The sequence below is a fragment of the Rhodococcus sp. P-2 genome (assembly GCF_016598535.1).
GTDB lineage: Bacteria > Actinomycetota > Actinomycetes > Mycobacteriales > Mycobacteriaceae > Rhodococcus_F > Rhodococcus_F baikonurensis.
Genome location: NZ_CP066779.1, coordinates 2,829,271 through 2,847,942 on the forward strand (window position 1 = coordinate 2,829,271; position 18,672 = coordinate 2,847,942).

An 18,672-nucleotide genomic window follows, 5' to 3' on the forward strand; every position below is an offset into this window, starting at 1 on the left:
TGTCGGAGGGCGGGCGAGCCTGGAGGCCCGCCCGCCGTCGGCGTCAAGAGGTCGTGCGCAGTTCCCGTCGCAGTATCTTGCCGGTGACGGTCTTGGGAAGCTCCTCCACCAGCACGACGGACCGTGGGTACTTGTACGCCGCCATCCGCTGCTTGCAGTGATCGATCAGTTCGTCCGGCGTCACCGATGCCCCCGCGACGAGGCTGACGAACGCCTTCACCGTCTCACCGCGGTATTCGTCGGCGATCCCGACGACAGCTGCCTCGCGGACCGCGGGATGTTCGGCGAGAACGTCTTCGACCTCGCGTGGCCACACCTTGTAGCCGGAAGCGATGATCATGTCCTTCTTGCGGTCGACGACGTAGAACCAGCCGGCTTCGTCCATGAACCCCACGTCGCCGGTGTGGAACCACCCGTCGCGAATGGCCGACGCACTCTCCTCCGGCTTGTTCCAGTAACCGCGCACCACCTGTGGACCACGGACGACCAGTTCGCCGATCTCTCCGATCGGCAGGACCGCACCGCCCTCGTCTTCGATGCGGACCACGGTGTTGGGTACTGGAACACCGACGGACAGTGCACCGGACGTGGGATCGACCGGCGTATCCGCGCCGACGGGAACGGCATGGGTCGGCGACGTGGTCTCTGTCAGGCCGTAGATGTTGTGCAGCGCAGCACCGGTCATGGCTCGGACGGCCTCGGCGGCGGTCGGTGAGATGGGTGCGCCGCCGGAATACAGCAACCGCATGGAGGTGAAGTCTTCGGGCGCGCAACCCGGAGTGTTGAGCAGTGCGGTGAACGCAGTGATGGCGCCGACTGTGAATGTCGGGCGGTGCTCACGAATCGCGTCGAGCATCACCTCGGGCTGGAAGCGATAGGCAAGCACCAGCGGCATTCTCGCCAGGACGGACACCGCGATGTGACCGATCAACCCCGTGATGTGGAAGAGCGGTGCGACGCCGAGAACCGTGTCTTTCGGGGTGAGCCCCAGCCAGTCACGGTAGACCTGGGCGTTGAAGGTCATGTTCGCGTGAGAGGTCATCGCTCCCTTCGGCGGACCTGTGGTTCCCGACGTATAGGTCAGTACCGCAATGTCTTCCGGTGCAGCGTCGGTAGTGATCGGATCGCCGAGACGATGCTGGTCGATCAGCGTCGCGAGATCGTCGGTACCGAGATCCTTCTTCACGATTCCGTCAAAAACCCGTGAATCGTTGCGGCTTTGGTACTCGAGTTCCGAGGTGGTGATGACGCGCCTCACCGGCGAGTCCGAGACGACGTTGCGGCCCACGGACTCGTAGAGCCCCTCGAGTGCGATGAGAACGGCAGCGCCGGAATCTTCGAGTTGGTATCCCAGTTCTCGCTCACGGCTCATGGGATTGATCGAGACTGCGACGCCGCCGGCTTTCCAGATTCCGGTGAGGGCGAGCACGAACTGTGGAACGTTCTGCAGGAACAGGGCAACGCGGTCACCCTTCACGAGTCCACCGGCTCGGAGTGCTCGGGCCAGGGCATCGCTCTGATGGTCCAGCTCGGCGAAGCTGAGTTGACCGTCGAAGTACTTCACAGCTGTGGCGTCCGGATCGGAGCGGACCGTGGCCGCCAACATCTCGAGCATCGTGGGGTGCTCGACGTCGATGTCGGGGGGAACGTCGTTGCGGTACAACGCCAACCAAGGGCGATCTTCGTATGTCATTTGATGGCAACCGGATTCACAGGAGATCCGCTGGCCTTGGCGACCTTGAGTGGTGCGGCGACGTACAGGAACGTGTACTGGCCGTCGGATGCACAGTCGGCGGCCAGCTTCTCCAGATCGCAGATCTCGGTGAACACCACGCCGAGGTTGCGCATCAGAGCGTTGTGAAGTACCAGTGCCACACCGTTTTCGGGATCGGTGGTGACCTCGTTTGCGATGGTGTCCGTCACCAGGTTCGGAATCTCCATGTCCTGGAACCACTGGACGAGTTCGGGGCTGTAGATCAGGCCGGGCTCGCAGAATCCCTCGTAGAAGGCTTCACCCTGGTCGAAGAACAGCTTGAGGAAGTTGGTGCGGATGACGAGAATGTCGCGCTTCTCGATGGTGACACCCTGCGCTTCGGCACAGGCCAAAAGATCATGGTGCGTGAAGGTTTCGGCCTTGTCGAGGTTCTCCTTGCCGCGGAACTTCGCCATGTCGAGTAGCACTGCGCGTCCGACGACGCCACGGTCGGCAATCGGTTCGACGCTGGCCTTCTCGAGGCCGCCGACAGTCGTGTCAGCGGAGTATCCGTTCCACAGCGCGCCGTCGTACCAGACGTGGCCGAGTGCGTCGTACTGCGTCGAACCCTGCAGGAACGCGTCGATCTTGTCGTCCGCGTAATGCAGACCGCCGGGGAAGTTGGGTGCGTCGTCGCCGTCCCAGCTGCTCTCGTCGAAGATCTGTGTGCGCTCGGCAGGGCTGCGTCCTGGCCAGACCGGATCACCCTTGGGGTCGCCGATGAGCCGTTGAAGTGTGAACACGGAACCCTGCTTGATGGTTCCGACGCCACGAAGCACCTGTCCGGCGTCGAGGTAGTTCAGTGAACCGACCTCGTCGGACTCTCCCCACTTGCCCCAGTTGCTGGGTGCGTCGCGCAGGAGTTCTCCAAGATATGGCGCCTCGGTCATGGTGATCTGATCCTCTCGCTACCGACACCGAACGATCGCTCGGGCGGACCTGGGTCTTTGTGATCCACATCATGTTCAGGCCGATAATCAGTAGTCAACAGGTTCAGCGATTGCCGTGGTCATGGCATTGTTGGAAATCCTATGTTCGGGAATACTGAACAATGTGACCGAATTCGAGAATGCTGTCCTGATCGGAGCATCGATCCGGCAAGCCCGGCGTCACAGCGGGCTCTCGCTGCGCGAATTGGCCAGGCGTCTCGACGTCAGCGCGGCTACCCTCAGCGCCGTCGAGACCGGAAAGACCAGGGTCAGCGTCGACCGGTTGGCGGCAATCGGCGGGATTCTCGGAGTGCGTTTCGACGCTCTGCTCCCGGCTGCGATAGTGCGTCCGCCGGAACAGCCACGATGGGGTGGCGACGACGCCGACCCGAACACGCATTTTCTTCCGAACGAGTGGCGAAGATTCGGCCCGAGTTCGTTCGATCCGGTGTTGGCGGCCGCGCTCGCGGAGATGGTGAAGACCGGATATCACGGCGCTGCGATGCGTGAGATCGCCAAACGTGCGCAGATGAGTGTTCCGGGTCTCTATCACCACTATTCCAGTAAGCAACAAATGTTGGCCGAAATTCTCGACCTCACCATGGCAGAGCTCAACACGAGATCGTTGGCGGCGATCGACGAGGGCGAAAGTCCCTGCGAAAGACTGGCTTTCCTTGTCGAATGTGTGACCTTGTTCCATATCTATCGGCGCGATCAAGGATTTCTCGGTGCCAGCGAAATGCGCAGTCTCACAGCCGAGAACAGGTTGCGCATCACGGAATCACGCAACTACCAGCAATGGTTGATGACGAAGCAAGTCGATGACGGAATCGCCGCCGGCGTTTTCGAGACGGATCGGCCGCGACAGGCCGCGCGTGCAATCGTCGTGATGTGTGTCTCTGTCGCGCAATGGTATCGGCCGAGCGGACCGCAAACGCCCGAGGAAATTGCACGCGACTACGCGCGTTTTGCGCTAGATCTGGTGCGCCTTCAGCGACCGTGACGGACGTCATCCGGTTCGGGTGATGCGCCTGCGGGCAAAGGGGTCCATGCTTGGAAGGTATCCGTACCGCGACTCGAGTAAGGAACGAAAAACAATGTCTTCCAAGCTGTCTCACAAGGCGTACATGATCGGTGCCGGCATCGGAAATCTTTCGGCTGCCGTCTATTTGATTCGGGACGGTAAGTGGAGCGGTGAGGACATCACCATCATGGGCCTGGACATGCACGGAGCGAACGACGGCGAATCCGCCGCTACTTTCCAGCACCAGTACGGCCATCGCGAGCTAGGCAACGACGCGGGCTTCATCAACCGTGGTGGTCGCATGCTCAACGAGGAGACCTACGAGAACCTCTGGGACGTGCTGAGTGCGGTTCCGTCGCTGGACAACCCGGGAAAGTCGGTGACGGATGACATTCTCGATTTCGACCACGCGCATCCGACACACGACGTTGCACGGTTGATCGACCGCGACGGTATTCGCAACAAGGGCGAGAACGACTACAAGCACATGCAATTCGACAACAAGGATCGATACTTGTTGACGAAGCTGATGACGATGCCGGAGTCGGACGAGGCAAAACTCGACGACATCAGTATCGAGCAGTGGTTCGAGGACACTCCGCACTTTTTCACCACCAACTTCTGGTACATGTGGGAGACCACATTTGCGTTCAAGCGGGTGAGTTCGGCGATGGAGCTGCGCCGGTACATGAATCGAATGATTCTCGAGTTCAGTCGCATTCAGACTCTCGCGGGTGTCACCAGGTCCCCGTACAACCAGTACGAGAGCATCATCTTGCCGATGCGGACCTTCCTCGAAGGCAAGGGTGTGAAGTTCGTCAACGAACTGAAGATCACGGAGTTCGTGTTCAAGGACACCCCGCTTCGCGACGAGATCACCGTGACGGGACTCGACTACGAGAACGTCCGCACCGGTGAGAAGGGCCGAATCGACGTAGCGGAGGGCGATTTCGTCTTCGACACCAACGGCAGCATCACCGACAGTTCGTCGATCGGCGATCTGGATACCCCGATCGTGGAAGACATGAGGTACGCGCCGAGTGCGCTGCTGTGGAAGCAGGCAACCGAGCACTTCTACGATCTCGGGAATCCCGACAAGTTCTTCGGAGATCGGGAGCAGAGTGAGTGGACCAGCTTCACCGTCACCACCTCGTCACACGAGCTCATCAACGAGATTTCCCGAATCACCAAGCAGCTCCCCGGAAATGCGCTCAACACCTTCGTGGACTCGAACGTACTTCTGTCGATCGTGGTTCACCATCAGCCGCACTATCACGCGCAGAAGGAGAACGAAGGAGTCTTCTGGGGCTACTGTCTGTTCCCGCGAAAGAACGGTGACTACGTGAAGAAGCCGTTCATCGAGATGACCGGCCGGGAAATGCTGGAAGAGACGCTCGGACACCTCGAGGCGCTCGACGAGAACGGTGCGCTGGCCGCGCGCAGAGAAGAGATCATGGACAGCGTCGTCAATTCGATTCCCAGCCACATGCCTTACGCCAGTGCGCTGTTCAATCGGCGTGCCGTGGGTGACCGGCCGCTGGTGGTGCCGAAGCATTCCAAGAACCTGGCCTTCATCAGTCAGTTCGCGGAGCTGCCGTTCGACATGGTGTTCACCGAGCAGTACTCGGTGCGCTGCGCTCAGGTGGCCGTCTACAAGTTCCTGGGGATTCCGGAAGACAAGCTCACCAAGATGCATCACTACGAGAAGGACCCGAAGGTTCTCGCCAAGGCCGCAGTGACGATGTTCCGCTGAGGGGTGCTCAGCGACCGTGCCGCTTCTCGTAGTCCTCGCGAGTGCGATCGGCGCGGCGCTGGGCCTTCTCGTCGAGCAATTCGGGATCGAGTCCATGGCTCAGCAGGCGGTGACGGCGGTAGATGGTCCCGAGCGCTACGACGAAGTACGCGAGCGGGATGAGCAACAAGGCCATCATGGCCAAGGGAATCCAGATCGGTCCCGGAATCAAGAGGAACAGCAGAAGGATCAGCGTCGCCGGCACGGTGAAGCGGATGATGTAGCGGGCCTGTGCACCCGGGCCGACCAGATCGTTTCGCACCCAGTCCTGGTACCGGTCGGGGAGGGTCTTTCCCAGGAGGTATCCGCAGTACTGGGGAAAGTTCGGGCGAGTCTGTTCGGCCATGGCTTCCAGGATAGTGCCTGGTACCGCCGCTTACGCGGGTGCCTTGAACGTACGTCGGTAGGCGCTCGGTGAAACGCCGAGCGCCTCGTTCATGTGTTGACGCATCGATGTCGCGGTCCCGAAGCCGGTTCGAGCGGCAATTGCATCGATCGACAGGTCGGATTCCTCCAGCAGTTCGCGTGCTCGATCGACGCGTCTGCTGGTCAACCAGCGGTTCGGCGTCGTTCCGACTTCGTCGCGGAATCGACGACTGAACGTACGGACGCTCATGTTGGCACGCGTCGCCAAGTCCGCCAGGGTGATCGGGTCGCCGAGATGTTCGAGGGCCCAATGCCGAGCGTCGGCAGTCGATTCCGAGGGTTTGTCGGCCAGCGGGCGCCGGATGTACTGCGCTTGGCCACCGTCGCGCCACGGCGGTACGACGCAACGCCTCGCGACGGTGTTCGCCACTTCCATGCCGTGGTCGCGCCTGACGATGTGCAGACAGAGATCGACCCCTGACGCCACACCGGCCGAGGTCAGGATGTGGCCTTCGTCGACGAACAGCACGTCGGGATCCACGTTCACCTTGGGGTAGACACGCTGGAAATGGTCGGTGTTGCGCCAGTGCGTCGTGGCACGAAGTCCGTCGAGCAAACCCGCCGCGGCGAGGATGTACGAACCGGTGCAGATCGAGACCAGTCGAGTGCCCGGGCGGATGTGTCGGAACGCTGCGGCCAACTCGGGGGAGAGGTAACCGTCTTCGTAGGCCGGACCCAGTTCGTACGACGCGGGAATGACGACGGTGTCGGCGGTGGCGAGCAGCTCGCTCCCGTGGTCGACCGAGATGCTGAAGTCTGCGTCGGTCTGCACGGGATTGCCGTCGACGGTGCACGTCAGGATCTCGTAGAGCGGCCGATCCTCGACGTCGAGGGCGCGCCCGAAAATGCGCGCCGGGATACCGAGCTCGAAGGGAATGACTCCGTTCAGAGCCAGTACGACGACGCGATGCGGACCAGACATGGCTCGATTCTTTCATATATTGGCAATCTGGCCACTGTTCTCGATCGAATCCAAACTGCAGAATTCTCTCTGTGACTTCTGAGACCGTTCTCCCCGAATCGGGCCAACAGCAGGTGAGCCCGCCGCGCTTTCACCGCGCCTGGTCCGTCGCGATCGTGGCATTCCTGGCTTTGGTCGGTGCGGCGAGCTTCCGCGCTGCCCCATCCGTGCTGATCGATCCACTGCACGAGGATTTCGGGTGGTCTCGCGCCAGCATCTCGGCCGCCGTCTCGGTCAACTTGATCCTGTACGGGTTGACCTCGCCGTTCGCTGCTGCCCTGATGGAAAGGTTCGGCATCCGGGCGGTTGTCACTTCGGCGTTGGCGCTCATCTCGCTCGGCAGTGGTCTCACGATCTTCATGACCTCGAGTTGGCAGCTCATCCTGCTGTGGGGCGTGTTCGTCGGACTCGGTACCGGTTCGATGGCGCTGGCGTTTGTCGCCACCGTCGTGGATCGATGGTTCGTCGAGAAACGCGGTCTCGTGACCGGCATCCTGACGGCCGGTGGTGCTGCCGGTCAGCTGGTGTTCCTGCCCGTCCTGGCGAAGATCGCGGAAACGTACGACTGGAAGAGCGTCGCCTTCACAGTTTCGTTTGCCGCGCTGGCCGTAGTGCCGTTCGTTCTGCTGTTCCTGCGCAACTATCCGTCCGATGTGGGTACGACGCCGTACGGAGCGCCCGCCGACTACGCCCCACCCGCCAAGCCTGTCTACCAGCGCGGCGGCGCCGGAGGCCGGGCGATCTCGGTACTGGTCATGGCGTCGAAGACCAAGGTGTTCTGGCTTCTCGCCGGTACGTTCGCGATCTGCGGCGCGAGTACCAACGGCCTGATCGGAACGCACTTCGTTCCAGCGTCGCACGATCACGGGATGCCGATCACCACGGCCGCGTCGCTGCTGGCGTTGATCGGAATCCTCGACATGGTCGGCACCATTGCTTCGGGTTGGTTCACCGATCGGATGGACTCGCGAAAACTCCTCGGGATCTACTACCTGTTCCGCGGCATCTCGCTGCTCTTTCTGCCCTTGTTGCTCGCCAACACCGTGAACCCGCCGATGATCGCGTTCGTCATCTTCTACGGGCTCGATTGGGTGGCGACGGTTCCGCCGACCGTCGCGCTGTGCCGTCAGCACTTCGGCGCCGACGCTCCCATCGTGTTCGGTTGGGTGCTGGCATCTCATCAGATCGGCGCGGGTCTGGTGGCCTTCTTGGCCGGCCTCGTTCGCGATCAGATCGGCTCGTACGACGCTGCTTTCTTGGTGGCCGGCGCGCTCTGCGCGATCGCCGCAGTCATGTCGTTGTTGATCGCAAAACGTCCGAAAGAGGCAGTATTGGTTGACTCTGTCTGATTCGGCACTGTGATCGGTACCACCGACGGGGTAAGTTGTGTGTAACTCCAAGAACTACTCACCAGTAGGGGTACTGAAATGCCTGCTCCGTCCGCTGCGACCTTCTCGCGGCTCGCCGATCTGATCGCCATCGACAATGTTGCCGATCGCCCGACGAAGTCCATCACCGAGGTGTTCACCGGCAAGGAGCTGGCGACCATCCCCGTCGGCACCGCCGACGACGCACTTGCGGCCATCGCCCGTGCCCGCGTCGCCCAGAAGGAATGGGCCAAGCGCTCCGTCCTCGACCGCGCTGCCGTCTTCCACCGCTACCGCGACCTCATCCTCGAGAACCGCGACGCCCTCATGGACATGGCTCAGGCCGAGACCGGAAAGTCGCGTACCGCAGCTCAGGAAGAAGTCCTCGACATCTCGATGACGTCGCGTCACTACGCACGTGTGGCGCCGAAGCTGCTGCGCCCGCGTCGCGTCTCCGGCATGCTCCCGGGTCTGACGAAGACCGTCGTCCGCTACCAGCCCAAGGGTGTAGTCGGCGTCATCTCGCCGTGGAACTACCCGATGACGCTGGCCGTGTCCGACGCCATCGCCGCGCTGCTCGCCGGCAACGCCGTTGTCCTCAAGCCGGACAGCCAGACGCCGTACTGCGCCCTCGCCTGCGTCGAACTGCTCTACAAGGCGGGACTTCCCCGCGACCTCTTCGCCGTGGTTCCCGGACCGGGCTCCGTCGTGGGCACCGCGCTGGTCGAGAACACCGACTACCTCATGTTCACCGGTTCCACCGCGACCGGTCAGCTCCTCGCCGAGCAGGCCGGCCGTCGACTGATCGGCTTCTCCGCCGAACTCGGTGGCAAGAACCCGATGATCGTCGCGGCCGGCGCAGACCTGCGCGAGGTCACCGACGCCGCTGTGCGTGCGTGCTTCTCCAACTCCGGTCAGCTGTGCATCTCCATCGAGCGCATCTACGTCGAAGAGTCCATCGCACCCGAGTTCATCCGCATGTTCGGCGACCGCGTCAAGAAGATGAACCTCGCCGCCGGTTACGAATTCGGAATCGAGATGGGCAGCCTCGTATCCGAGGCCCAGGTCAAGGCAATCTCCGCGCATGTCGACGACGCAGTCGTCAAGGGCGCCACCGTCATTGCCGGCGGCAAGGCCCGCCCGGACATCGGACCGCTGTTCTACGAGCCCACCCTGCTCACCGGGGTTCCCGAGGACGCCGAGTGCTACCGCGACGAGACCTTCGGGCCGCTCGTCTCGATCTACCCCGTCAAGGACGTCGAAGAGGCCATCGCGCAGGCCAACGACACCGAGTACGGCCTCAACGCCAGTGTGTGGGCGGGAAGCAAGGCTGCCGGCGAAGCCATCGCAGCGCGCATCCACGCCGGCACCGTCAACGTCGACGAGGGTTACGCACCTACCTGGGGCAGCACCGCTGCACCGATGGGCGGCATGGGCGTCTCGGGCGTCGGACGTCGTCACGGCGCTGAAGGTCTGATCAAGTACACCGAGCCGCAGACCGTTGCTACCACTCGCGTCATGAATCTCGGTGGACCGCGCGGACTTCCGGCCAAGGCGTGGGCAAAGCTCATGCCTCACGCCATCAAGATCATGTCCTGGGTTCCGGGCCGGTAACGGGTGGAAACCGCCAGCGCATACATCGAGGCAACTCCCGTATCGGTGTGGAAGGTTGTCAGCGACATCGAAGGTATGGGTCGCTTCAGTCCTGAAAACACCGGCGGAACATGGACTTCCGGAACCCCGGGAACCGTGGGCGCAAAGTTCAAGGGCACCAACAAGCACGGCCTGATTCGGTGGAGCACGCACTGCACGGTGGTCGACGTGGTCGACTGCCGGAAGTTCTCCTTCGAATCGGACGAGCCGAAAGCGCGGTGGACCTTTGTGCTCGAGCCTTCGGGGACGGGCACTGTGCTTACCGAGACTCGTGAAATCTATGCGACGCCTGCGCTTTACGTGCGCATGATGTCGGGTAGCGGCCTACTCGGCCGGGGTCGAGATCAGCTGATGCAGACCGGAATGGAAACCACTCTGGCGCGCATCAAGGCGTTTCTGGAGAGCTAGGCACCTGCAAAAGTGGGGCTGCACTCGATTCGAGTGCAGTCCCACTTCTGTTTATCGGTTCGACAGCTCGCCGAGGTCGGACGGCGACGCCTGATGCTCATTCTTGTCGGAGTTGCGGAAAGGCATGCCGACTGTACTGAGGTCGATTCCTTTGGTCTCCTTCATGATCAGCGCCGCAACGAGAGAGAGAAGGCAGAGCGCTCCCACGTATACCGAGAACACCCATCCAAGATCTCGCGAGGTCAACCAGGTGTTCAGGTACGGCGCCGTACCGCCGAAGATCGCCACGGACAGCGACGTAGCGAAGCCGACTCCCATCGCGCGTGCACGAGTGGGGACAAGTTCGGACATGAGCGCCGGATACATCGCGGACGCGCAGCACCAGACCGCCAATCCCATCGCCTGCGTCACGAACAAGGTCCACGGCTGTGCCGTCAGGATAGCCGCGATCGGTAGTACGAGGACAGCGCCGGAAATGCCGAAGGCTGCCGCCATGGTGCGCCGACCGTACTTGTCCGAGAGGTGACCTGAGAGTGGAAGTAGCGCCAGCACAACGAGTTGGGCTAGCAAGCTTGCAATGAAGGCTCCGTTGGGATCCATTCCCTTGGCTGAAATTGCATACGCTGACGCGAAGGTGGCCCAGGTGTAGTAGGCCGCGTTCTGCCCAGCAGACAGCATGAGGATCAGCACACCGATTTTTACAATGTCCTTTCGTGCAATCGGAGGTGCCGTAGCTGCAGAATCCGAATTCTCTTCGAAGTGAGGGGATTCCGATGCTGCACGACGCAAGAACAATGCGTAGAGACCGAGTACGGCCCCGATGGCGAAAGCAATCCGCCATCCGTATCTGCTCATGTCGTCTTTTCCGAGGATCCCCGTCAGCAATGCTGCGACGAGAGTCGCCAGCATTACTCCGAAGGTGACAGCCGTGAATACCGAACTGCCCCACAGCCCTCGCCGATCTCGAGGCGAGATCTCACCGACGTAGGTGTAAGAGACGCCGGCCTCTCCTCCGTGCGCAAGGCCCTGCGTCAGTCGTGCAATCAAGAGTGCGAACGACGCCCACACCCCAATGCTCTCGTAGCTCGGGATCAATGCAATTGCCAGACTTGCAACGGCCATCAAGCACATCGTGAGCACCATCGTGAATTTTCGACCCTTACGGTCGGCCAGGCGTCCGAAGACAAGCCCACCGAACGGTCGCGCCACGAATCCGACGGCGAACACCGCAAGTGTCGACAGCAGGGCAGAAGTGGGATCGCTGTCATCGAAGAAATTGGACGCCAGATACGTGGAGAAGATCGCGTACAGAGTCCAATCGAACCATTCGAGGATGTTTCCGGACACGGCTGCCCGCAGCGAACGGGCGCGATCGAGTTCGGGGGTTTGTTCCGGAGGTGCAGAGCTGTTCATGTGAGCCTTCTCGGGATGTCAGTATTTTTGTCGTTCAACAGGTTCGGTAGATATGGGCGGTCAACCCATATGGAGTCCGCCGTTCACATGAATCACTTCGCCGTGCACGAAGCTCGCGGCTGGACTGCACAGGAATCCGACCACGGAAGCAACCTCGGCGGCGCGGCCGAATCGGCCCATCGGCGTCGAGCGGATGAGGTGGTCGTTTTGGCTGTTGACCAAATCTGCGGTCATCGGTGTTTCGATGATGCCGGGCGATACTGCATTGACTCGGATCGATCCACCCAGTTCCCAAGCGAGACTTCGAGTGAAAGCGATTAGTCCGCCCTTTGTTGCCGCATAGTGAGCGTGATTTCGACTGCCGCGATGGCCTGCCATAGACGTCAGATTGACGATCGAACCGCCGTCACGCATCACCGGAATGGCGGCGCGTGTCAGATACATTGCCCCGTCGAGGTTGATGGACATGACCGTCCGCCATTGCTGGTCGGTCATCAACTCCACCGACTGTTCGGGATAGATCCCCGCAGCGACTACGAGGTGGTCGATCCCCCCGAAATGCCTTTGCGCAACCGCAACGAAGTGATCATTGCTTTCAGGTGAAGCAGCATCGAGTTCTGTTGTCGCTATACGATTTCCGTCAGGATCCAGAGAAGCTCTGATCGCGGAGAGCGCTTGTGTATCCAGGTCGCCGAGTACCAGATTCGCCCCTGCTGCGTACATCTGCTCTGATACCTGCCTGGCGATTCCGCCTGCGGCTCCGGATATTGCAATGGTGCGATCGGTGAAGTCGTACAAGTGGCTTTCCTTTGATCAGCGCACTTTCGACGAACCTCCCGGCAAAGAATCAGGGTGGGTGCTGTCGAAAAGTTCGGGATGCTTGGTTAATTCGGTTCTGGTTCTTCGTATGTGGCCGGTCAGGCAGCGTTCGGCATCGATCTCGTCTTTGCGCACGATGGCCTCGATCAGCAAGCGGTGTTCGTAGTTGATGACCCAGGTTCGATCGGGGCCCGTCAGCCGGGCATATGCCCGACGGTAATGCTGAGTCGTATTCCAGAACCGAGTCACCATAGTTATCAACTGAGGAATCTCGCAACCGCTGTAAGTGAGCAGGTGCAACTCCCGGTCCAGTACCAGGAATCGGTCGACATCCTCGTTGGCTTCGATCTCTTCCTGAATACTCCAGAGTCGATCATGCACACTGCTGTTCAGATGCGGGATGCTCTCCGCCAGCGCCATGGGCTCGATCCGTTCGCGAATGCGATAGACGAAATCGCATTCCTGCATATCCATGGAGGACACCCACGCGCCGCTGTTCGCTTTCAACTCGACCAGGCCTTCGGATTCGAGCATGCGCAGCGCTTCTCGTACTGGTAACCGACTCGCGCCGAGTCGTTCGGCTATCTCCTCCTGGCGGATTCGAACTCCAGGCAGTAGGCGTCCGGAAAGTATGTCTTCGCGGATATGGGCTGCGATGCGGTGGCTCGCGACCGTGGTGGGGCCGCTCGCAGAATCGGCTTCGGACAACGGTGCTCCTCGAGATGGGGGACGGGCGCAGTTCTGCTCGGCCGCGGATCGAGCGGGTGCCGGGGTTCATTGTTCACTGCGGACGTGCGGGATGGTGTGCGGGATGATCCGTGTCGCGGATTGGATCCAATTGTGCCTGTTCGCTTGTTTGACCGCAGTTGTGATCTGGCCTGAATGCTCCACAGCTTTGGATCCAATCACTCGAATTTGCTTCTCGGATGAAACTCTCAGCACGTATGTTGCGGGGTATTGGCCCTGTTCGTCAAGTGGGCCAAGCCACATTTACTGCCAATGGAGACCGAGGCAGGTTTGCGAATGGATCCATTCGGTGGCAATGTGAGGCCCAACACGGAAAGCGGACCGCTCTGAGCGAGTCCCTCCGCGCTGTCCAGACGCGCTGCCAAAGCTTGGCCGTCCAAAGGCCTGATCCGGAGACTGACTATGACCACGCACAAGAAACTCACCGCAGCATCACCATGGGTGGAACTGGCAACATCGAACAAGGACTGGGATGCGGCCGACCCGTCGCTCCTCGCCACGATGCTGGCTCAGACGATCTTGATCCGATCCTTCGAGGAATACGTTCTGGAGTTGGCGGGGAAAGGACTGATCCACGGTCCGGCCCACTCCAGCATCGGACAAGAGGGTGGGGCTGTGGGATCGATCGTCGGCCTCACATCCGCTGACTCCATCAACGGTTCCCACCGCGGACATCATCAGTTTCTTGCCAAGGCGCTGGCCCATGTGGCTGTCGACGGTTTGGATCCGACCGCTGAACTCTCGCCGGAGGTCCGTACCGTACTGACCCGCAGCCTCGCAGAGATCTGTGGTCTGTCGCGCGGCTACTGCCGTGGTCGTGGCGGGTCCATGCACCTGCAGTGGAAAGAAGCCGGCGCGATGGGTACGAATGCGATCGTCGGAGGCGGGGTACCGCAAGCTGCAGGTTTTGCCTGGGCGCACCGTCAGGCAGGAACCGATGCCGTCGCAGTTACCTACTTCGGTGATGGCGCGGTCAACATCGGGTCGGTACTCGAATCGTTCAATCTGGCGGCAGCCTGGGATCTTCCGATCTGCTTCTTCATCGAGAACAACCAATATGCGGTATCCACACATGTCGCGGAAGCGACCGGTGAACCGCGATTGTCGGCACGCGGGCTCGGGTTCAACATTCCTAGTTGGAAGGTCGACGGTATGGACCCGCTTGCGGTCCACCTCGCGATGCGGGAGGCCCTCACACACATGCGTTCGGGTAAGGGCCCGACGATCATCGAAGCTGATGTCTATCGCTTCTTTCACCAGAACGGCCCATTCCCGGGCAGCGCTTTCGGCTATCGCACGAAGGACGAAGAAAAGGCCTGGAAAAAGCGCGATCCGCTTCGCCTGCTCACCGATCAAGTGGTCCGTCGGAAGCTGCTGACGGAAGCCGACGTAGCTAAGGCGGTCGCGCAAGCCTCCCGGGTAATGCAGGAGATCGGTGGCGAGCTGCTGGAAAAGGTGCCAGGGGGCAAGCCTGGTGAGGTCAGAATCAAGGCATCGGAATGGCCGGATGTGAACTTCGTCGATGTCGGGATACGCGGTGATCTCAGTGAGTTCGGGGGTGCCCGATTCGTGGAACCAGAGGAGTTCGCCGGCGAGATGGCCGATCGAAAGTTCATCGACGTCGTGGCTGAGGTGATGGACCGTCGCATGGACGCCGACAACTCCATCGTCGTGATGGGTGAGGACATCCATCGCTTGAAGGGCGGAACGAACGGCGCTACAAAAGGATTGGCTGATCGATACCCGGGCAGAGTGCTCGGCACTCCGATCAGTGAGAATGCGTTCGCGGGCCTCGGTGGCGGAATCGCCTTGGACGGACGGTACAAGCCAGTCGTCGAATTCATGTACGCCGATTTCATGTGGGTGGCAGCCGACCAGATCTTCAATCAGATCGGCAAGGCGCGACATATGTTCGGTGGGGACAGCAACGTGCCCTTTGTATTGCGCAGCAAGGTCGCTATGGGGACCGGCTACGGCTCGCAACACTCCATGGACCCTGCAGGCGTGTTTGCAACTGCCCCGGGATGGCGCATCGTCGCACCGTCCACGCCGTACGACTACATCGGATTGATGAACAGCGCTTTGCACTGTAACGACCCGGTGGTGGTCATCGAGCACGTAGACCTTTACGGCACGAGCGGCCAGGCGCCGACCGATGATTACGACTACTTCCTGCCGGTCGGGAAGGCTGCAGTGCGTCGGCGCGGAAGCGATCTCACGATCATTTCCTATTTGTCGATGGTGGGGCATTGCCTCGAGGCAGTGGACGAAATCGGGACAGTCGATGCCGAGGTCATCGATCTCCGTTGGCTCGACCAAGCGAGTATCGACTGGGACACCATCGGCGAAAGCATCAGAAAGACCAACAACGTGGTCATCGCTGAGCAAGGAGCACACGGAACGTCATACGGCGGCTGGCTCAGTGATGAAATCCAACGCCGATTCTTCGATTGGCTTGATCAGCCCATCCAGCGAGTGACGGGGTCTGAGGCATCGCCGAGCATCAGCAAAGTGCTCGAACGTGCGGCAATTGCACAGACGGATGAAGTAGTCGAAGCGTTGAAGAGGATCACTCGATCGTGAACGGACCGAACCGAACCCACTCACCCTCATCGGCAGAAATTCTCTAGGAGCAATCAACCGCCATGGCGACATTACTGCGCATGCCAGAGGTGGCAGCCGGAGCTACCACCGTAATCCTCTCCGAGTGGCCGCTGGCTGTCGATTCGGAATTTGATGTCGACGAACCGTTGGCCGTTCTCGAAACGGACAAAGCGACGGTTGAGATCGAGGCCGAGTCCGCCGGTGTTCTTGTACACACATTCGTCGAACCAGGGACGTCTGTCGACGTCGGTGCACCGATCGCCGTCCTCGCTGATCGGGGCGAAGTCGTGAAGGATATTGCGACATTGCTGGCCGAGCTCGGAGTCTTTGATGCCGATGGGTACTCGGCCAAGATTGAAACATCCACTGCTGTAGACAAACCCGACGGTGCGTCTTCTCCGACCGTGCCGGGCGAGAAAGTGGCCGATGAGAGGGCGCCGCGAATTTTCGCGAGTCCCTTGGCGCGACGTCTAGCGGAATCGGCAGGGCTGAGACTCGGTGACATCGTGGGATCGGGCCCGAACGGACGCGTTGTACGTAGCGACGTGGATGCAGCAATAGCAGCGAAGGCCGCTTCGGCAGAGGCCGTCGCAGTGAAAGATGCTGGTGTGAAGGACGCTGGAGTCAAGGACCGTGGCCCTGTCTTCACGGACACGCCGCACACGAGACTTCGGCGTGCAATTGCTGCTCGGCTGACATCGAGTAAGCAGACACAGCCCCATTTCTACATCTCTGGTTCTGCTCGGGTCGATGCGTTGCTGGAGGCGCGCAGGCAGCTCAACGAAGTCAGCGCTTCCAAGGTGTCGGTCAACGATCTGTTGATAAAAGCGATGGCGAAGGCACATACGCTGGTGCCGGAGATGAATTCGATCTGGGTCGAAGACGCAGTGAGAACCTTTGCCAAGGTGGATATTTCGATCGCGATAGATTCCGATCGCGGATTGCTTACTCCTGTTCTGCGTGGGGTCGACACCATGTCCATTTCCGAAATTGCGAGCGCCACAAAAGAATTAGTAGCGAGAGCCGGTGCAGGGAAGATTCGGCAGGACGAACTCGAAGGTGGATCGACGACAATCTCGAACCTAGGGATGTTTGGGGTCGAGGAATTCTCGGCCATAATCAACCCACCTCAATCGTCGATTCTTGCGATTGGAGCAGCGACCGAGCAGCCCGTTGTCGTCGAGGGACGGCTGGAGGTCGGGACGGTTCTGCGAGTGATCCTCTCGGTTGATCATCGGCCGATCGACGGGGCGATCGCCGCGAAGTGGATGAAGCATTTCACCACAGTGCTCGAGAACCCGATCCAGATCTTCGGCTGAGAAGACATCGCGAGAAAGTGGGAGGCACAGGAATGAATTCGCATTACGACGTGGTCGTACTCGGAGCTGGGCCCGGTGGCTACGTTGCGGCCATCAGGGCTGCGCAACTGGGGCTCTCCATTGCTGTGGTCGAGGAAAAGTACTGGGGCGGAGTTTGTCTGAACGTCGGATGCATTCCGTCGAAGGCACTGCTGCGGCACGCGGAGATTGCGCACCTGGTGACAGACGAAGCCTCGATGTTCGGAATCGAAGGTGTCACTTCGGTTGACTTCGGGGTTGCGTTCGACCGCAGTCGATCCGTTGCGGACGGCCGAACCAAGGGCGTCAACTACCTGATGAAGAAGAACGGTATTCGGCAGTACAACGGTCGTGGCGTATTTCGTGGACCGAACACCCTCGAGGTATCGGGGGTTGAGTCCGCGACGATCACTTTCGACAACGTGATCATCGCTAGTGGTGCAGAGCCACGACTACTTCCAGGTACGACTCGCAGCGACAATGTAGTCACGTATGAGGAGCAGATTCTCACACGTGAGCTACCGAAGAGCGTGGTCATTGCCGGTGCGGGAGCGATCGGTGTGGAATTCGCCTATGTTCTGAACAGTTTCGGAGTTGACGTCACGCTGATCGAGTACGCAGAGCGGATCCTTCCGCTGGAAGATACGGATGTCTCTGCGGAACTGTCGAAGCGATACAAGAAATCCGGGATCACGATTCTGGTTTCCACTGGCGTGGAGGAGATCGTCGATTCGGGCGGCCAGGTCAAGGTGGTAGTGAGGCAGGGCGGCGAGGCGCGAACGCTGCTCACGGACAAGGTGATCCAAGCGATCGGGTTTGTTCCGCGGACCGACGGCTACGGCCTCGAGACGACGGGCGTCGAACTGACCGAGCGGGGAGGCGTGATGGTCGACGAGTACATGCGTACGTCAGTGCCAGGAATCTTCGCAATCGGCGACGTCACTGCTCAGTTGATGCTCGCTCACGTCGCAGAGGCTCAGGGCGTGGTCGCGGCTGAGACGATTGCCGGCGTAGACACCGTCCCCGTCGACTACCCGATGATTCCCCGCGCAACATTCTGTCAACCTCAAGTTGCCAGCTTCGGGTGGACAGAGCAGCAAGCGAGGGACAAGGCCGAGATCTCGGGCTGGGATGTCAAGGTGGCTACCTTTCCGTTCAGTGCCAACGGCAAGGCACATGGTCTCGGGGATGCTGTCGGATTCGTGAAGCTGATCAGTGACGATACGTACGGTGAGTTGCTCGGTGGGCATCTGATCGGTCCGGAAGTGACCGAGCTACTACCAGAGTTGACGCTCGCTCAGAAATTCGAACTGACAGTTGAAGACCTCGTACGCAACGTTCACGCCCATCCCACACTGAGTGAGGCGCTGCAGGAGGCATTCCACGGGCTGGCAGGACACATGATCAATCTGTGAACGGACTGCTGTTGAATTGGTCCG

General features: G+C 60.5%; 15 protein-coding genes and 2 pseudogenes. 9 read left to right on the top strand and 8 right to left on the bottom strand.

Annotation, left to right across the window (positions count from 1 at the left end):
• Window positions 1–43 precede the first annotated feature (43 nt).
• Both I7X09_RS13495 and I7X09_RS13500 read right to left on the bottom strand, forming a co-directional pair.
• Window positions 44–1,693 carry a class I adenylate-forming enzyme family protein gene (locus I7X09_RS13495; RefSeq protein WP_200317272.1) on the bottom strand — a complete coding sequence of 550 codons (1,650 nt, stop codon included), beginning with the start codon at window positions 1,691–1,693 and terminating at the stop codon, window positions 44–46.
• Window positions 1,690–2,643 carry a cyclase family protein gene (locus I7X09_RS13500; protein WP_003943547.1) on the bottom strand — a complete coding sequence of 318 codons (954 nt, stop codon included), beginning with the start codon at window positions 2,641–2,643 and terminating at the stop codon, window positions 1,690–1,692. Before I7X09_RS13500 ends, I7X09_RS13495 begins: the two co-directional genes overlap by 4 nt.
• Window positions 2,644–2,758: 115 nt before the next feature.
• Here I7X09_RS13500 and I7X09_RS13505 point away from each other — a divergent pair, with 115 nt between their 5' ends.
• Both I7X09_RS13505 and I7X09_RS13510 read left to right on the top strand, forming a co-directional pair.
• Window positions 2,759–3,685 (top strand): TetR family transcriptional regulator, encoded by a 927-nt coding sequence (locus tag I7X09_RS13505; protein ID WP_095969375.1) that lies wholly within the window; start codon window positions 2,759–2,761, stop codon window positions 3,683–3,685.
• Window positions 3,686–3,779: 94 nt separating this feature from the next.
• Window positions 3,780–5,459, top strand: a complete 1,680-nt coding sequence (locus I7X09_RS13510; protein WP_234036910.1) for an oleate hydratase — start codon at window positions 3,780–3,782, stop codon at window positions 5,457–5,459.
• A 7-nt stretch (window positions 5,460–5,466) separates the two neighbouring features.
• Here I7X09_RS13510 and I7X09_RS13515 read toward each other — a convergent pair whose 3' ends face one another.
• Window positions 5,467–5,844: a DUF5313 family protein gene (locus I7X09_RS13515; protein ID WP_003943558.1), complete on the bottom strand. Its 378-nt coding sequence runs from the start codon at window positions 5,842–5,844 to the stop codon at window positions 5,467–5,469.
• A gap of 30 nt (window positions 5,845–5,874) precedes the next feature.
• Complete coding sequence (locus I7X09_RS13520) at window positions 5,875–6,846, bottom strand: GlxA family transcriptional regulator (RefSeq protein ID WP_095969377.1); 972 nt, start codon at window positions 6,844–6,846, stop codon at window positions 5,875–5,877.
• 71 nt (window positions 6,847–6,917) lie between these two features.
• Here I7X09_RS13520 and I7X09_RS13525 point away from each other — a divergent pair, with 71 nt between their 5' ends.
• The 3 genes from I7X09_RS13525 (at window position 6,918) to I7X09_RS13535 (ending at window position 10,313) form a co-directional block, all read left to right on the top strand.
• Window positions 6,918–8,234, top strand: coding sequence for an MFS transporter (locus I7X09_RS13525; RefSeq protein ID WP_200317276.1), 1,317 nt, complete (start codon window positions 6,918–6,920; stop codon window positions 8,232–8,234).
• Between the two features lie 78 nt (window positions 8,235–8,312).
• The gene (locus tag I7X09_RS13530; RefSeq protein ID WP_200317278.1) at window positions 8,313–9,866 is read left to right on the top strand and encodes a succinic semialdehyde dehydrogenase; all 1,554 of its coding nucleotides are present in this window, start codon (window positions 8,313–8,315) and stop codon (window positions 9,864–9,866) included.
• Window positions 9,867–9,869: 3 nt separating this feature from the next.
• Window positions 9,870–10,313, top strand: a complete 444-nt coding sequence (locus tag I7X09_RS13535; protein WP_166810319.1) for an SRPBCC family protein — start codon at window positions 9,870–9,872, stop codon at window positions 10,311–10,313.
• Window positions 10,314–10,364: 51 nt separating this feature from the next.
• Here I7X09_RS13535 and I7X09_RS13540 read toward each other — a convergent pair whose 3' ends face one another.
• The 4 genes and pseudogenes from I7X09_RS13540 to I7X09_RS29400 form a co-directional block, all read right to left on the bottom strand.
• Window positions 10,365–11,726, bottom strand: a complete 1,362-nt coding sequence (locus I7X09_RS13540) for an MFS transporter (protein ID WP_166810318.1) — start codon at window positions 11,724–11,726, stop codon at window positions 10,365–10,367.
• Window positions 11,727–11,786: 60 nt separating this feature from the next.
• Window positions 11,787–12,524 carry an SDR family NAD(P)-dependent oxidoreductase gene (locus I7X09_RS13545; RefSeq protein ID WP_124566927.1) on the bottom strand — a complete coding sequence of 246 codons (738 nt, stop codon included), beginning with the start codon at window positions 12,522–12,524 and terminating at the stop codon, window positions 11,787–11,789.
• A gap of 15 nt (window positions 12,525–12,539) precedes the next feature.
• The gene (locus I7X09_RS13550) at window positions 12,540–13,079 is read right to left on the bottom strand and encodes a GntR family transcriptional regulator (RefSeq protein ID WP_234036951.1); all 540 of its coding nucleotides are present in this window, start codon (window positions 13,077–13,079) and stop codon (window positions 12,540–12,542) included.
• Between the two features lie 6 nt (window positions 13,080–13,085).
• Window positions 13,086–13,253, bottom strand: a pseudogene (locus tag I7X09_RS29400) (GntR family transcriptional regulator); the annotation flags it as partial.
• A gap of 441 nt (window positions 13,254–13,694) precedes the next feature.
• Between I7X09_RS29400 and I7X09_RS13555 the strand changes: the two are divergent.
• The 4 genes and pseudogenes from I7X09_RS13555 to lpdA all read left to right on the top strand — a co-directional run bounded on the left by I7X09_RS13555 (window position 13,695) and on the right by lpdA (window position 18,648).
• On the top strand, window positions 13,695–15,875 hold the full coding sequence (locus tag I7X09_RS13555; RefSeq protein WP_124566926.1) for an alpha-ketoacid dehydrogenase subunit alpha/beta: 2,181 nt from the start codon (window positions 13,695–13,697) through the stop codon (window positions 15,873–15,875).
• A gap of 80 nt (window positions 15,876–15,955) precedes the next feature.
• Window positions 15,956–16,105: pseudogene (locus I7X09_RS29405) on the top strand (lipoyl domain-containing protein); the annotation flags it as partial.
• A 96-nt stretch (window positions 16,106–16,201) separates the two neighbouring features.
• Window positions 16,202–17,215 carry a dihydrolipoamide acetyltransferase family protein gene (locus I7X09_RS13560; protein ID WP_234036952.1) on the top strand — a complete coding sequence of 338 codons (1,014 nt, stop codon included), beginning with the start codon at window positions 16,202–16,204 and terminating at the stop codon, window positions 17,213–17,215.
• Between the two features lie 32 nt (window positions 17,216–17,247).
• Window positions 17,248–18,648, top strand: a complete 1,401-nt coding sequence (lpdA, locus tag I7X09_RS13565; protein ID WP_166810316.1) for a dihydrolipoyl dehydrogenase — start codon at window positions 17,248–17,250, stop codon at window positions 18,646–18,648.
• Window positions 18,649–18,672 lie beyond the last annotated feature (24 nt).

Coding starts and splice junctions, on each gene's coding strand:
- I7X09_RS13495 (WP_200317272.1), bottom strand. CDS start 1,693: ATGACATACGAAGATCGCCCTTGGTTGGCGTTGTACCGCAACGACGTT.
- I7X09_RS13500 (WP_003943547.1), bottom strand. CDS start 2,643: ATGACCGAGGCGCCATATCTTGGAGAACTCCTGCGCGACGCACCCAGC.
- I7X09_RS13510 (WP_234036910.1), top strand. CDS start 3,780: ATGTCTTCCAAGCTGTCTCACAAGGCGTACATGATCGGTGCCGGCATC.
- I7X09_RS13515 (WP_003943558.1), bottom strand. CDS start 5,844: ATGGCCGAACAGACTCGCCCGAACTTTCCCCAGTACTGCGGATACCTC.
- I7X09_RS13520 (WP_095969377.1), bottom strand. CDS start 6,846: ATGTCTGGTCCGCATCGCGTCGTCGTACTGGCTCTGAACGGAGTCATT.
- I7X09_RS13530 (WP_200317278.1), top strand. CDS start 8,313: ATGCCTGCTCCGTCCGCTGCGACCTTCTCGCGGCTCGCCGATCTGATC.
- I7X09_RS13540 (WP_166810318.1), bottom strand. CDS start 11,726: ATGAACAGCTCTGCACCTCCGGAACAAACCCCCGAACTCGATCGCGCC.
- I7X09_RS13550 (WP_234036951.1), bottom strand. CDS start 13,079: ATGCTCGAATCCGAAGGCCTGGTCGAGTTGAAAGCGAACAGCGGCGCG.
- I7X09_RS13555 (WP_124566926.1), top strand. CDS start 13,695: ATGACCACGCACAAGAAACTCACCGCAGCATCACCATGGGTGGAACTG.
- lpdA (WP_166810316.1), top strand. CDS start 17,248: ATGAATTCGCATTACGACGTGGTCGTACTCGGAGCTGGGCCCGGTGGC.